The sequence below is a fragment of the Terrabacter sp. MAHUQ-38 genome, assembly GCF_014518425.1.
In the GTDB taxonomy this organism is placed as follows: Bacteria; Actinomycetota; Actinomycetes; order Actinomycetales; family Dermatophilaceae; genus Terrabacter.
In genome coordinates this window covers 167,777-181,221 of sequence record NZ_JACVCU010000003.1, presented here as the reverse complement: position 1 = coordinate 181,221, position 13,445 = coordinate 167,777, and the positions used below count along the sequence as shown (strand labels likewise).

At 72.4% G+C, this 13,445-nt stretch carries 11 protein-coding genes; 2 read left to right on the top strand and 9 right to left on the bottom strand.

Annotation, left to right across the window (positions count from 1 at the left end; genetic code table 11):
- Positions 1–5: 5 nt before the first annotated feature.
- Positions 6–1,706 (top strand): GMC oxidoreductase, encoded by a 1,701-nt coding sequence (locus tag H9I49_RS11970; protein WP_188030612.1) that lies wholly within the window; start codon positions 6–8, stop codon positions 1,704–1,706.
- A gap of 10 nt (positions 1,707–1,716) precedes the next feature.
- A complete protein-coding gene (locus H9I49_RS11965; RefSeq protein ID WP_188030611.1) occupies positions 1,717–2,331 on the top strand; it encodes a glyoxalase in 615 nt (204 codons plus the stop codon).
- A gap of 324 nt (positions 2,332–2,655) precedes the next feature.
- On the opposite strand, the gene H9I49_RS11960 is transcribed toward H9I49_RS11965, so the two are convergent.
- From H9I49_RS11960 to H9I49_RS11920, 9 genes are all read right to left on the bottom strand, one after another.
- Positions 2,656–4,428: an ABC transporter ATP-binding protein gene (locus tag H9I49_RS11960; protein ID WP_188030610.1), complete on the bottom strand. Its 1,773-nt coding sequence runs from the start codon at positions 4,426–4,428 to the stop codon at positions 2,656–2,658.
- Complete coding sequence (locus H9I49_RS11955) at positions 4,428–6,140, bottom strand: ABC transporter ATP-binding protein (RefSeq protein WP_188030609.1); 1,713 nt, start codon at positions 6,138–6,140, stop codon at positions 4,428–4,430. Before H9I49_RS11955 ends, H9I49_RS11960 begins: the two co-directional genes overlap by 1 nt.
- A gap of 164 nt (positions 6,141–6,304) precedes the next feature.
- A complete protein-coding gene (mnhG, locus tag H9I49_RS11950) occupies positions 6,305–6,670 on the bottom strand; it encodes a monovalent cation/H(+) antiporter subunit G (protein WP_188030608.1) in 366 nt (121 codons plus the stop codon).
- Positions 6,667–6,966, bottom strand: a complete 300-nt coding sequence (locus H9I49_RS11945; protein ID WP_188030607.1) for a monovalent cation/H+ antiporter complex subunit F — start codon at positions 6,964–6,966, stop codon at positions 6,667–6,669. Before H9I49_RS11945 ends, mnhG begins: the two co-directional genes overlap by 4 nt.
- Positions 6,963–7,604 carry a Na+/H+ antiporter subunit E gene (locus H9I49_RS11940; protein WP_188030606.1) on the bottom strand — a complete coding sequence of 214 codons (642 nt, stop codon included), beginning with the start codon at positions 7,602–7,604 and terminating at the stop codon, positions 6,963–6,965. The genes H9I49_RS11945 and H9I49_RS11940 overlap by 4 nt, the downstream gene beginning before the upstream one ends.
- The gene (locus tag H9I49_RS11935; RefSeq protein ID WP_188030605.1) at positions 7,601–9,241 is read right to left on the bottom strand and encodes a Na+/H+ antiporter subunit D; all 1,641 of its coding nucleotides are present in this window, start codon (positions 9,239–9,241) and stop codon (positions 7,601–7,603) included. The genes H9I49_RS11940 and H9I49_RS11935 overlap by 4 nt, the downstream gene beginning before the upstream one ends.
- On the bottom strand, positions 9,238–9,741 hold the full coding sequence (locus tag H9I49_RS11930; protein ID WP_188030604.1) for a Na(+)/H(+) antiporter subunit C: 504 nt from the start codon (positions 9,739–9,741) through the stop codon (positions 9,238–9,240). The genes H9I49_RS11935 and H9I49_RS11930 overlap by 4 nt, the downstream gene beginning before the upstream one ends.
- Positions 9,738–12,644, bottom strand: coding sequence for a Na+/H+ antiporter subunit A (locus H9I49_RS11925; protein WP_188030603.1), 2,907 nt, complete (start codon positions 12,642–12,644; stop codon positions 9,738–9,740). Before H9I49_RS11925 ends, H9I49_RS11930 begins: the two co-directional genes overlap by 4 nt.
- Before the next feature lie 120 nt (positions 12,645–12,764).
- A complete protein-coding gene (locus tag H9I49_RS11920; protein ID WP_188030602.1) occupies positions 12,765–13,445 on the bottom strand; it encodes a hypothetical protein in 681 nt (226 codons plus the stop codon).

The following is a 13,445-nucleotide window of genomic DNA, read 5'->3' as shown; positions in this document are numbered from 1 at the left end:
TCGGCATGGAGTACGACCACGACGTCGTCGTCATCGGGTCCGGCTTCGGCGGCTCGGTCGCCGCGCTGCGGCTCGCGGAGAAGGGCTACCACGTGCACGTCTACGAGGCGGGACGCCGCTTCGAGGACGACGACTTCGCCCGGACGAGCTGGGACGTGCGCCGCTACGTCTGGGCGCCGCGGCTCGGGCTGTTCGGCGTGCAGCGCATCCACCGTCTGCCGGACTGCCTCGTCCTCGCGGGCGCCGGCGTCGGGGGAGGCTCCCTCAACTATGCGAACACGCTGTACGTCCCGCCGGCGTCCTTCTTCCGCGACCGGCAGTGGGGACACATCACCGACTGGCAGGCCGAGCTCGCGCCCCACTACGCGACCGCCCAGAGGATGCTCGGCGTCACCGTCAACCCGTGCGAGGGACCGGTCGAGCAGCTCATGCGCGACACGGCATCCGACCTCGGCGTGGGCGACACGTTCCGCAAGACACCGGTAGGCGTCTTCTTCGGAGAGCCCGGCACGCGGGTGCCCGACCCGTACTTCGGTGGAGAGGGACCGGCGCGCACCGGGTGCACCGAGTGCGGCAACTGCATGGTCGGCTGCCGCGTCGGCGCCAAGAACACCCTCGTGAAGAACTACCTCGCGCTGGCCGAGCGCCGCGGCGTCACGATCGAGCCGCTGCGCACCGTGACCCGCGTGCGCCCGCTCGACCCGGCCGCGCCGGAGCACGGGTATGCCGTCACGACCATCCGTAGCGGCGCCTGGGGCCGGCGCCGGGCACAGGAGCACACCGTCACGGCCTCCGAGGTCGTCGTCGCCGCGGGGGCGTGGGGCACGGCCGCACTGCTCCACGCGATGAAGGCCGAGCCCGAGGGGCGCGGCCTGCCGCAGCTCTCGGACCGGCTCGGCGAGCTGACCCGGACGAACTCCGAGGCCCTCGGCGGCGCGATGACGGCTCGGGTCCCGCGCGACGTGGACCTGACCCGAGGGGTCGCGATCACCTCGAGCTTCCACGTGTCCGACACGACGCACGTCGAGAACGTCCGCTACGGCAAGGGCTCCAACCTCATGGGAGCTCTCGCGGTCATGCAGGTCGACGGCGGCGGCCGCGTGCCCCGGTGGCTGCGGTTCGCCGGCACCGCGGCCCGACACCCCTGGGTGTTCGCGCGGTCCCTGTCGTCACGGCGCTGGAGCGAGCGGACCGTCATCGCGCTCGTCATGCAGACGAGCGACAACTCGATCACCGTCCGCCGGCGGCGCGGCCTGCTCGGCTGGCACCTCAGCTCGACGCAGGGCCACGGAGAGCCGAACCCGACGTACATCCCGGAGGGGAACGAGGCCGTCCGGGCGCTGGCCACGCGGCTGGCGCGCACGACGGGGGAGCGCGCCTGGCCCGGGTCGTCGGTCGGCGAGGTGCTCGACATCCCGATGACGGCGCACTTCCTCGGCGGCGCGGTCATCTCCGACTCACCCGAGACCGGCGTCATCGACCCGTACCACCGCGTGTGGGGCTACCCGGGCCTGCACGTCCTCGACGGGGCCGCCGTCTCGGCGAACCTCGGCGTCAACCCGAGCCTGACCATCACGGCGCAGGCCGAGCGGGCCGTGTCGTTCTGGCCGGTGCGCGGCCGGGCCGACCGACGCCCCGCGCAGGGAGAGGCCTACCGACAGGACCGGTCAGGAATCGAGAAGCACGGGTCGCCGAGCCGCACCTAGCGTCAAGGCCATGGCAACCATCACCTCAGTCATCCTCGAAGTGGCCGACCCATCGGCCTCCACCACCTTCCACACCGCCGCGTTCGGCTTGGACTCCCAGGTGGGCGTACGCGCCTCGGACGCGCCGACCACGGGCTTCCGTGGGTTCACGCTGTCGCTCATCGTGTCCCAGCCGTCCACCGTCCACAGCCTCATCGGCACCGCCCTCGACGCCGGTGCCACCGCCCTCAAGCCGGCCGCGAAGTCCTTCTGGGGCACCGGCGGCGTCGTCCGCGCACCCGACGGGACCATCTGGAAGGTTGCGACGTCGGCGAAGAAGGACACCGGCCCGGCCACCAGGCAGATCGACGAGATCGCCCTGCTGCTGGGAGTCGCGGACGTGGCCGCGAGCAAGAAGTTCTACGTGGACCGCGGCCTCACCGTGGCGAAGAGCTTCGGCCGCAAGTACGTCGAGTTCGCCACTCCGTCGAGCCCGGTGAAGCTGGCGTTGTACGGCCGTCGTGCCCTGGCCAAGGACGCCGGCGTGCCGGTCGACGGCACGGGATCGCACCGGCTCGCGATCGGCACCGATGCCGGGCCCTTCGCCGACCCTGACGCGTTCGCCTGGGAGGCGGCCGCCGTCTGACCAACGACGGCGCTGCGGTCACGGGCACAGGAGAAGGGTGAGGCCGTCACCCCTCAGAGACGGCCCCACCCGTGGTGCCCGGCCAGCAACCGGTCGAGAAACAGCCCGGCACCGCGCTGACAACGACGCCCGCCGGACAGGGTTACGGCTCTTGTCAGTTCTTTACGGACGGCATTCCAGCGGTGCAGCAATCCTCCGCGGTGACGCCACCGGTCGGGTCCCGGGCCACCGGAACAGCGCCGAGCCACCCGCGTACGGGTGGCTCGGCGTTGCGTGGGTGGCTCGACGCCTCGTGAATGGGTTCGACGGCGCCGGGGCAGTCCCTCAGACGACGGGCTGGGGCTCGTCGCGCCAGGACCGCCACAGGGCGGCATACGCCCCGTCGGCCTCGAGCAGCTCCTCGTGCGAGCCGATCTCGCTGATCCGCCCGTCCTCGACGACGCACACGCGGTCGGCGTCGTGCGCCGTCATGAGGCGGTGCGCGATCGCGACGACGGTGCGCCCCTCGACGACCGCGGCGAGCGACCGCTCGAGGTGGCGCGCCGCACGCGGGTCGAGCAGCGACGTCGCCTCGTCGAGCACGAGGGTGTGCGGGTCGGCGAGGACCAGTCGGGCGAGCGCGAGCTGCTGGGCCTGCGGCTCGGTGAGCCGGTGGCCGCCGGAGCCGACGACCGTGTCGAGTCCCGCGGGCAGGTCCTGCGCCCAGTCACGCGCGTCGACGGCGGCGAGCGCCCCGAGCAGCTCCTCGCGTGACGCCTCCGGCCGGGCCAGCCGCAGGTTGTCCTCGAGCGAGCCGACGAAGACGTGGTGCTCCTGCGTCACGAGCGCCACCTGCCCGCGCAGCTGGGCCAGCTCGAGGTCGACGAGGCGTACGCCGCCGACGGCGACGCGACCCTCGCGAGGCCCGTCGATGCCGGCCATGAGCCGCCCGAGCGTCGACTTGCCGGCGCCCGAGGGACCGACGATGGCGAGGCGCTCACCGGGCCTCAGGTCGAGCGAGACTCCGCACAGCACGTCTCGACCCGCGCGGTACGAGTAGTGGACGTCCTCGACCTCGAGGTGGTCGTCGGCCGGCTCGTCGCCTGTGGCTTCCCGGTCGGCGGGGACGTCGCCGATGCCGATGACGCGCGCGAGCGACGTTGCGCCGACCTGGATCTCGTCGAGCCACGAGATGAGCTCGTCGAGCGGGCCGGCCATCTGCTGGACGTAGAGCGCCACCGCCGTGACGGTGCCGGCCGTCGCCACGTCGCGCGAGATGAGGAAGCCACCCCAGAGCAGGGTGATGGCGACCGGTGCGAAGAAGGCGAACTCGACGGCGGGGAACCATCGCATGCGCAGTCCCAGCGTGGAGAGCTCGGCGTCGTAGCAGTCACGCAGGGCGTCGTCCATGCGACGCCGGCGGTGACCACGCAGGCCGAGCGCCTCGACGGTGCGCGCGCCGTCCGCCGACTCGGTCACGACCCCGTTGAGCACGGCGTACGTTGCCCGCTCGCGCAGGTAGCCCTCCGGGGCGAAGCGGAGGTAGCGCCGCGTGGAGAGCACCAGGATGGGCACGCCCACGACGACCGCGAGGGCGACCTGCCACCCCGTCACGAACGCCGCAGCGAGAGTGATGGTCGTCGTCACGGCGCCGACGAAGATCGCCGGGACGCCGAAGCGGATCACGCGCGAGAGCGCCTCGACGTCGTTCGTGGTCCGCGACACGAGGTCGCCCGTGCCGGCTCGCTCGACGGTGGACAGCGGCAGCTCGACGACCCGGCCCATGAACTGCTCTCGCAGCTCGGCGAAGACCGTCTCACCCATGACGAAGGACGCCCGGCGGGCGAACCACGTCACGACCGTCTGGAGGACCACCGCACCGGCGATCCACGCCGCCAGCGCGTCGACGACGTCGAGCGAGCGGCCGTGGCTGATCTCGTCGACGAGCAGGCCGATCACGCGCGGTGCGACGAGAGCGGCGACGGCGGCGACGGCGTGGAGGCCGATGACCCGGGCCAGGCTCCAGCGGTGCCGACGGACCAGGCCTCGGGTGTGCGCCCTGACCGAGTCCATGTCGGCCACGGGAAGGGTGTGAGTGGTCGTCGGTGTGCTGCTCATCAGTCCTCCTCTCCTCGGACGACGGTTCGTCGGTAGTCGGCGTGGCCGGCCATGAGGCCGCTGTGGGTGCCCGTGGCGGAGACCTTCCCGTCGCGCAGCAGGACGACCTGGTCGGCCCGGTCGAGCAGGAGCGGGCTGGCGGACATGACCACCGTGGTCCGGCCCGCGCGAGCGGCGGCGAGCCGCCCGGCGATCCGGGCCTCGGTGTGGGCGTCGACGGCGCTCGTCGGCTCGACGAGCACGAGCGTCTCGGCGTCGGTGAGGAGCGCTCGCGTCAGCGCGAGGCGCTGCCGCTGGCCACCGGAGAAGGCGCGTCCTCGCTCCTCCACCTGGTTGTCGAGGCCGCCCGGCAGGGCCTCGAGGACGTCCTCGCCGCTCGCCACCGACAGCGCCCCGAGGATGGTCGCATCGTCGTGCTCACCCTTGGGGTCGAGCTCGTCACGCAGCGTGCCGGTGAACAGTCTCGGGTCGGTCTCCGACACCACGACGCGGCGGCGCACGTCGGCCAGGGGGGCGTCGGCGAGCCGAGTGCCCCCGAGACGGACCTCGGTCGCGCCGACGCCGAAGCGGCCGAGACGGTCGGCGAGCGCGGCGGACTCCTCGGGGCGGGCGGACACGACGGCTGTCAGGCTGCCCGGCTCGATGCTGACGCCGCTCTGCGGGTCGAAGAGCCGCGCGGGCCCGGTCGGCAGCGCGTGCGGCGAGGTGACCTCGACCTGGTCGGCGCCGACGCGCAGGATCCGGGTCAGCTTGCGCGCGCCGATGTGGGCGCGGGTGGCGCGGTCGACCATCTCGGTGGCGGTGCGCAGCGGGATGACGAGGAACGCCGTGTAGCCGTAGAAGGCGACGAGCTGGCCTGGCGTGATCTCGCCGGCGATGGCGAAGCGCGCACCGAGCCACACGACGACGAGCACGAAGATGCCGGGCAGCAGCACCTGGGCCGCGTCGAGCGCGGCCTGGTAGCCCGCCACCCGGTTGCCCACCTGGCGCACCGACTGCGACTGTGCGGCATACCGGGTCAGGAACGTCTGCTCGCCGCCGATCCCGCGCAGCACGCGCAGGCCGGCCACGGTGTCGGCGCCGAGGCCGATGAGCTTGCCCGTCTCGTCGCGCTGGGCGAGCTGGCGCGCCTGCAGCGGGCGGACGATGAACGCCAGGCAGCCGACGAGCACCGGCACACCGACCAGCACGACGAGGCCGAGAGGCGTCGACGCGTCGAGCAGGATGAGGGCCACGACGACGTACGACGCGACCGCCCCTGCGAAGCGGGCGAGGATGTCGTAGAGGCCGCCGATGCGCATGGCGTCCGAGCTCACGGTCGCGACGACGTCGCCCGTGGGGACCGTTCGGGTGAGGGCCTCCCCGGTGTCGGCGGCCTTGTGACCGATGAGCTGCGCGGAGCGGAACGCACCCTGCATCCAGTTCTGGACGGCATACCGGTGACGCACCACACCGGCGAGCGCGCTGACGACGACGAGCCCGAGCAGGATGGCGCACCACCCGAGGAGCGAGCCCCGGTCGCCGCCGATCATGCCGGCGTCGATGGCCTTGCCCATGGCGGCCGGGAAGAGGGCCTGGCTGACGAGCCACACGATGCCGAAGGCCGTCGCGATGACGAGGGTCCGCCACTGCCTGGCGCCGACCCACCGGAGGTATGCCGTCGGGCTGGTCACGTCGGGGGTTCCGGGGTCGGCGTGGGGCAGCGAGGTCACTTGCTCGATGCTACGTTCGGCGACGCTGCGCCTCATGCGATTTTCCGTCGGGCTCACGCCCCGACCGTAGGAACTCGAGTGGACCTGAGGTCAAACGCTCGCGGAGGTACGGAGACTTGGCCTGATCACCGGGTGCACAGTGCCCATTCGACCGGGTCGTGGCCTCAGGGGGCGGGGTCCGGGTCGGAGCGCTCGAGGGCTTCGGAGAGCTCGTCGACCTCGAGGGAGCCCGGGTCGACGCGGTGGTTGCGGTAGGCGGCGCGACCGACGAGGTGGGCCGAGACGGGCGAGGTGAAGAACTGCGTTCCGGCGAGCAGGACGAGGGTCGTCACGGCGCCCCAGGTGCGCAGCGTCAGGGCCAACCCGGCAAGGATGAGGATGAGGCCGAGGGTCTGCGGTTTGGTCGCGGCGTGCAGGCGCGAGAGCGTGTCGGGGAAGCGGAGCAGACCGACGGCGCCGGCGAGGCACAGGAACGAGCCGAGCAGCAGGCACACGGCTCCGGCGGCGTCGAGCAGCGACGGCCAGGTCATGACGGTGGCCCCTGCTCCCTCTGGACGGGTGCGGGCTCGTCGGAGTCGCGCGAGAGGAACCGGGTGACCGCGACGCCACCGACGAAGCCCACGAGGCCGAGCACCATGAGCAGGGGCAGGTAGGTCGTCGTCTTCTGCCGGGCCGACTCTAGGGCCACCCCGGCGATGACGATGACGAGCAGGATCTCGGCGGCCACGATGCGGTCGAGGTTGCCCGGTCCACGGAAGAGCCGGACGAGCACGAGCGCCGCCGCCGCACCGAGCATGGCGAGAGCGAGGCCGAGGACGATGGTCATGATCGCTCCTCGCGGCGGGTGTCGGGATCGGGGGTCGGCCCGGCGCCCGTAGCGGTCGGCCACGGGGCGCCGTGCTCGATCGCGGCGATCTCGGCCGGGGAGCCGAGGGCGCGCACGACGCGGCGCTCGACGGCGAGCACGTGGGCACGCTGGGACTCGATGCCGCCGTCGGGTCGGACGTCGAGGAGGTGCAGGTAGAGCACCGACGTCGAGCGCCGGGCATCGACGACGACCGAGCCGGGCACGAGGGCGACGAGCTCGGCCGTGATGGTGAGGTAGAAGTCCGAGCGTGACCGCAGCTGCACCTCGATGACGGCGTTGGTCGGCCGGCGCCGGCCGAACGCGAGACGCATCACCTGCCACGAGGCGACGACGAGGTCACCCAGGAACCGGACGATGAGCCAGAGGACGCGGTGCGGGCGCAGGCGGCCGTCGAACTCGATGGAGGGCAGCGGGAACGCATACGTCACGAGCAGCCCGACGAGCACGCCGTTGACGATGTTGCCCGGGGTCACGCGGTCCCACAGCAGGACCCAGGCGAGGGCGATCGCCCCGATGGCGCGCGGCTGCAGGGCGCGTCGGCGCCGGCGGCGGCTCTCCGGCGTGCCCGGAACCGTGGTCGCGCGGGTCTCGGTCATCGGCGCACCTCCTCCGGCAGGACACTCGTGACGTACGTGTCACGGCGCATCAGGTCGGTGGCGGCGCGCTGCGTGTAGGCAAAGAGGGGACCGGCGACGAGGGTGATGAGCAGCCCGACGGCCGTCATGGCAGCGGTGGCGCCGAGCATCGTGCGCGGAAGGGTGCGGGTGGTCGGGTGCACCGCCCCGGCCACCGCTGCTTCGGCTGAGTCGGTCCCCGCCTCGACCTCGTGCCTGCCGGCGCGCACGGAGGCCACCATGACGGCCACCGTCTGCTCGACCTTCGGGGCGTCGGCGAGTGTGCGCCAGAACGCCTGGCTCCAGACCTTGGCGAGCGCGTACAAAGTCAGGAGGCTGGTGACGATGCCTCCGACGACGAGCAGCCACGCGAGCGGTGTGCCGAGCGCGACACCGGCATGGAGCAGCCCGATCTTGGCGAGGAAGCCGGACAGAGGCGGGATGCCGGACAGGTTCATCGCCGACACGAAGAAGAGGGTGGCCAGCACCGGGGAGGCGGCCGCCAGGCCACCGAGACGGTCGAGGGAGGTGGTCCCGCCGAGGCGCTCGACGAGGCCGGTGATGAGGAAGAGGGCTGTCTGGATGGTGATGTGGTGCGCGACGTAGAAGATCGCCCCGGCCGTGCCCTCCGGGGTGGCGAGCGCGATGCCGAAGATCATGTAGCCGATGTGGCTCACGAGCGTGAAGGACAGGATCCTCTTGAGGCCGGACTGGGAGACGGCGCCGAGGATGCCGATCACCATGGTGAGCAGGGCGGCCCACATCAGCAGCCCCTGGAGCGGTGAGTCCGGGAAGAGCAGGGTCTGGACGCGGATGATCGCGTAGACACCGACCTTCGTCAGCAGGCCGGCGAAGACCGCCGTGACCGGCGCCGGCGCGGTCGGGTAGCTGTCGGGCAGCCACGCCGACATCGGGAACACGGCCGCCTTGATCGCGAATGCCGTGAGCAGGCACAGCTGCAGCACGAGCGCCACGCCGGGGGCGAGGTCGCCGACGCGGATCGCCAGCTGGGCGAGGTTCACGGTGCCGGTGGCGGCATACACGGCCGCGATGCCGACGAGGAAGAGCGCCGAGCTCAGCAGGCTGACGACGACGTACGTCGTGCCGGCGTGGATGCGGGCGGCCGACCCGCCGAGCGTGATGAGGACGTAGGAGCTGAAGAGGAGGATCTCGAAGCCGACGAAGAGGTTGAAGAGGTCGCCCGCGAGGAACGCGTTGGCCACGCCCGCGGACAGCACCAGGTAGGTCGGGTGGAAGATCGTGAGCGGCGTCTCGCTCTCGCTGTCCTCGTCGTCGTCCGCCTGGCCCTGGCCGATGGCGAAGACGAGAACGAGCAGGGTGACGATGCCCGACACCACGAGCATCAGGGCGCTCAGGCGGTCGGCGACGAGCGAGATCCCGAGCGGCTCCTGCCACGCCCCGAGCCACAGGACCTGCGGGCCGTCGACGCCGGTCTGCCAGAGGAGCACGCCCGCGGCAGCCACGACCGCGACGAGCACGGCGACGCTGATCCCGCGCTGCAGCCGTGGCGACCGACGGAAGGCGAGCGTGAGTGCCGCGCCCAGCAGTGGCAGCAGGACCGGCAGCGGCACGAGGTCCGGGACGGGGAAGTCGGTCACGTCGTCTGCCTCACGTCGTCGTCGGCGGCCTCGTCCGACGTCGTCGTCGACGCGCTCGACGGGTCGTAGGTCTCGGACGTCTGGTCCTCCACGGCGAGCCTCTGGATGCGGGCGTCCTCGGCGTCGTCGGGCACGTCATCGGTGCCGGAGATCTGCCAGAGCCGGTAGGACAGGGCGAGCAGGAAGCCGATCGTGGCGAGCGAGATGACGATCGCGGTGAGCACCATCGCCTGCGGGAGGGGGTCGCTGATCGCCGCCGGGTCCTCGCCGACGAACGGCGCTCGTCCGGCGCGGCCGCTGACGACGAGGTACAGCACGGCGATGCCGTTGCCGATGAGCACCATCCCGAGCAGGACGCGCACGAGGCTCCGGTCGAGGGCGAGTGCGGTGCCCGCCGCGACGAGGCCGACCGTCACGAGCACGAGCGTGAGGTTCGGCTGGAGCGTCGGCTCGACGAGGGCGGGCAGGACCGGCAGGGCCGGCGCGGCGGCTGCGGTCATGTCCGGAGCACCTCCTCGCGACCGGGGTCGGTCGCCGCTGCCGCCGCTGCCGCCGCTGCCGCCGCTGCCGCCTCGGTCTCCTCGTCGGCGATCTGGCGGTCGATGCCGGTGCCGAGGCTGCGGACGATGTCGAGCATCATGCCGACGACGATGAGGTAGACGCCGATGTCGAAGAACAGCGAGGTGACCAGGTGCACGTCACCCCACGGCGGCAGGGTGAGGTCCACGGCGGTGGTCTCGAGGATCGTGCCGCCGAACGCCAGCGGCGCCAGAGCCGACCCGACCGTGACGAGCAGCCCCAGGCCCACGAGCAGCCCGGCGTCGAACGGGGCCGCCTCGTCGAGCTCGTAGCGGCCTCCGGCGAGGTAGCGCACGACGAGGGCGAGGCCCGCGACGAGCCCACCGGCGAACCCTCCGCCCGGCTGGTTGTGCCCGGCGAAGAGCAGGAAGAGCGACGCGGCGAGCATGACGTGGAAGACCAGTCGCGTCACGACCTCGAAGATGACCGACCGCTTCTCCGTGCGCATGGTCCGCCCGCCGTGCAGCCAGGTGCCTCGACCGGGGTCCGTCGAGGGCAGGGACTTGGCGGTGGCGCGCGAGAGCCGGGTGTTGCGCGTGCGCACGAAGATGAGGCTGGCGACGCCGGTCGCCGCGGCCACGAGCACCGACACCTCTCCGAGGGTGTCCCAGGCGCGGATGTCGACGAGCGTGACGTTGACGATGTTCTTGCCGTGGCCGAAGTCGTAGGCCTGCGTGGGGAACCCGGCTGACACCGGCTCGGTGCTGCGCCCGCCGGAGGCCACGAGGGCGATGGCGCCCACCGAGGCGCCGACCGCCACCCCGAGGCCGACGCGCCACGTGCGCGACGGGGAGTGGGGGTGACGCGTGAACTTCGTCGGCAGCCGCCGGAGCGCGAGGACGAAGACGACCAGCGAGACGGTCTCGACGAGCATCTGCGTGATCGCGAGGTCGGGCGCGCCGTGCAGGATGAAGAGCAGCGAGACGCCGTAGCCGGTGGCGCCGACGAGCATCACCGCGGTGAGCCGCCGTCGGGTCATCAGCACCAGCACGGCCGCCGCCACGACGACGACGCCCACGACCGCCTGGCCGGGGTTGTCCCACAGCCGCACCCGCGGCAGCTCGCCCCGGGTGACCGCCGTCAGTCCGGGCAGGGCCACGAAGACGAGGAGGATGCCGGCGAGGTAGATCGGTAGCGAGCCGCGCTGGGTCAGCGCGGTCGCCTCCACGGCGGCCCGGTCGACCCAGCGCATGGCCCGGGCGAAGCCCCGCTCGCCGTCGACGAGGGCGGGCACCCGGCTCTGCGTGCGGGCGACGAGGTCGCGCCGGGCGAAGAGCCCGAGGCCGGCGACCACCGACACGAGCGAGAGCAGGAGCGGCACGGTGATGCCGTGCCAGAGCGCGAGCGACTGAGGAGGCGCTCCCAACGGGAACGACACGGCATACGGCAGGAGCCACGGCGACTCGAGCGGCGAGAGCAGGCCGAGCAGGAGGCAGCCGACGCCGAGCAGCAGCGGCGCCAGGACGAAGCCCGGGTGGGCGGCCTTGACGGGGGTCGGCCCGACACCGGGCTTCGTCGCGAAGGTCCCCCAGACGAAGCGCGCCGTGTAGGCGACCGTGAGCGCCGAGCCCGCGACCACTCCCGCCACGGCGAGCCAGCTCCACGGCGCGGGCAGGGGAGCGGAGCTGCGGACGTCCTCCCACAGCGACTCGAGCGCGCTCTCCTTGGACACGAAGCCTGCGAGCGGCACGACGCCGGCCATCGACAGCGCCGCGAGCGTCGCGGGGATGGACACGGGCAGCAGGCGTCGGCCGACCCCCGAGAGATCGCGCAGGTCGCGGGTGCCGGTGCACTTGTCGACGACGCCGACCGTGAGGAAGAGCGTCGACTTGAAGAGCGCGTGGGCGATGACGAGTGCGAGGGTCGCCAGCGCCGACGCCTGGGTGCCTAGACCCGCGATCGCGACGATGAAGCCGAGCTGGCTCACGGTGCCGTAGGCCAGGAGGAGCTTGATGTCGTTCTGCCGCAGGGCTCGCCAGCCGCCGACGAGCATCGTGAAGACGCCAAGGCCGACGGTGAGGGCGTGCCAGGCAGGAGCGCCGGCGAAGGCCGGAGCGAGCAGCGCGACGAGGTAGATCCCTGCCTTGACCATGGCCGCGGCATGGAGGTAGGCGCTGACCGGGGTCGGCGCCGCCATCGCGCCGGGCAGCCAGAAGTGGAACGGCACGAGGGCCGACTTCGACAGCGCGCCGACGAGGAGCAGCACGAGGGCGGCGACGGTGAGGGCGTCGAGCGGCGGCGGGTCGGCGAGCAGCTCGGAGATCGAGTACGTGCGATGGACACCGAACGTGATGATCCCGACGAGCATCGCCAGACCGCCGAAGGTCGTGACGATGAGCGCCTGCATCGCGGCTCGGCGGTTCGTCGAGCTTGCGGGGTTGTGGCCGATGAGCAGGTAGGAGAAGACGGTAGTCAGCTCCCAGAAGACGTACAGCACGAGCAGGTTGTCGGTGAGGACGAGCCCGAGCATGGCGCCAGCGAAGGCCGTGAAGACCGACGCGAATCGCCACAGCGTCGGGTCGCGGTCGGCGAAGTACCAGGTGCAGTAGAGCAGGACGAGGGCCCCCACGCCCGTGACGAGGAGCGCGAGCACCCACGAGAGGGTGGTGAGCCGGAAGTCGAGGTCGATGCCGAGACCCGGCACCCACGAGATGCTCTGTGTCGGGAGGTGGCCGGCGCGCACGTCGCCCGAGACGGACACGAGCCAGCCGAACGAGACGGCGGGGGCGAGGGCGAGAACGGGAAAAGCCTTGGTGCGCAAGACTTTCGCGAGCCAGGGCGCGAGGGCGGCGGCCAGCAGGTGCAGAAGCAACAGGTGCGCCACGGCGGCCCCTCGGTCGTCGGGTGTGCAAGATCGGTCCACGTCAGGTCGTGGCCCCAATCCTAGGTGCAGCGACGGGCCGCGCCGACCAGCGGCCGGCGCGGCCCTCGTCGGCGGTTCGGCTCAGAACGTCACGAAGGTGTCCCGCGCGAGGAAGAACCCGTGCTGCGTCGAGGCGTCGACGCACGTGACCCCGAACTCCTCGCTGAGGCAGCCGACCGGGTCGGCCGACGCCGTCCGGGCGCCGTAGGGAAGCTTCGGCTCGTCGGCCTGGCCGACGGTGTCGGAGTTGCACACGGGAAACGCGCCGGACGCCTTGAGCTCGATGCGTCCGATGTCCTCGGGTCCGTCCGGTGGGCAGATGGAGGGGACCGGCGGGTCGATGCGTCCCTTCTTCACCTCGCACGCCGCGAGCGACGGGGAGCCGCCGAGGGTGCACCTGATGTTGCCGGTCGGGCTCTGGAAGCCGTCGGTCACCCCCGCAGTCGGTGGCGCCGCGTCGAGGCGAGCCCTCGCTTCCGCGTAGGAGTGCGGAGCGCCGCGCTGCCGCCCCGCCGCCAGGGCCGTCGGCAGGCTGCTCGGGGAGTCCTGGGGCTGCACGGTGCCGACGGAGGAGGCGCGGCTCGCGCCTGCGCCGGCTGCCCGCGTCGCGCCGGGGGCGTCGACGAACACCGTCACGGTGGGACGCGGGGACGGGATGTCCGTGGCTCCGCAGCCGGCGACGAGGGCCACGGCGGCCGGTGGGAGCACGGCGAGGAGGGCGCGGGACGGCATACGGCCCCGGCGGCCGTGCAGCGTGGACAT

Bases quoted from the DNA above. Each gene is read 5' to 3' on its own strand.
- H9I49_RS11965 (WP_188030611.1), top strand. From the start codon at position 1,717: ATGGCAACCATCACCTCAGTCATCCTCGAAGTGGCCGACCCATCGGCC.
- H9I49_RS11960 (WP_188030610.1), bottom strand. From the start codon at position 4,428: ATGAGCAGCACACCGACGACCACTCACACCCTTCCCGTGGCCGACATG.
- H9I49_RS11945 (WP_188030607.1), bottom strand. From the start codon at position 6,966: ATGACCATCGTCCTCGGCCTCGCTCTCGCCATGCTCGGTGCGGCGGCG.
- H9I49_RS11940 (WP_188030606.1), bottom strand. From the start codon at position 7,604: ATGACCGAGACCCGCGCGACCACGGTTCCGGGCACGCCGGAGAGCCGC.
- H9I49_RS11970 (WP_188030612.1), top strand. From the start codon at position 6: ATGGAGTACGACCACGACGTCGTCGTCATCGGGTCCGGCTTCGGCGGC.
- H9I49_RS11930 (WP_188030604.1), bottom strand. From the start codon at position 9,741: ATGACCGCAGCCGCCGCGCCGGCCCTGCCGGTCCTGCCCGCCCTCGTC.
- H9I49_RS11920 (WP_188030602.1), bottom strand. From the start codon at position 13,445: ATGTCCACGCTGCACGGCCGCCGGGGCCGTATGCCGTCCCGCGCCCTC.
- mnhG (WP_188030608.1), bottom strand. From the start codon at position 6,670: ATGACCTGGCCGTCGCTGCTCGACGCCGCCGGAGCCGTGTGCCTGCTG.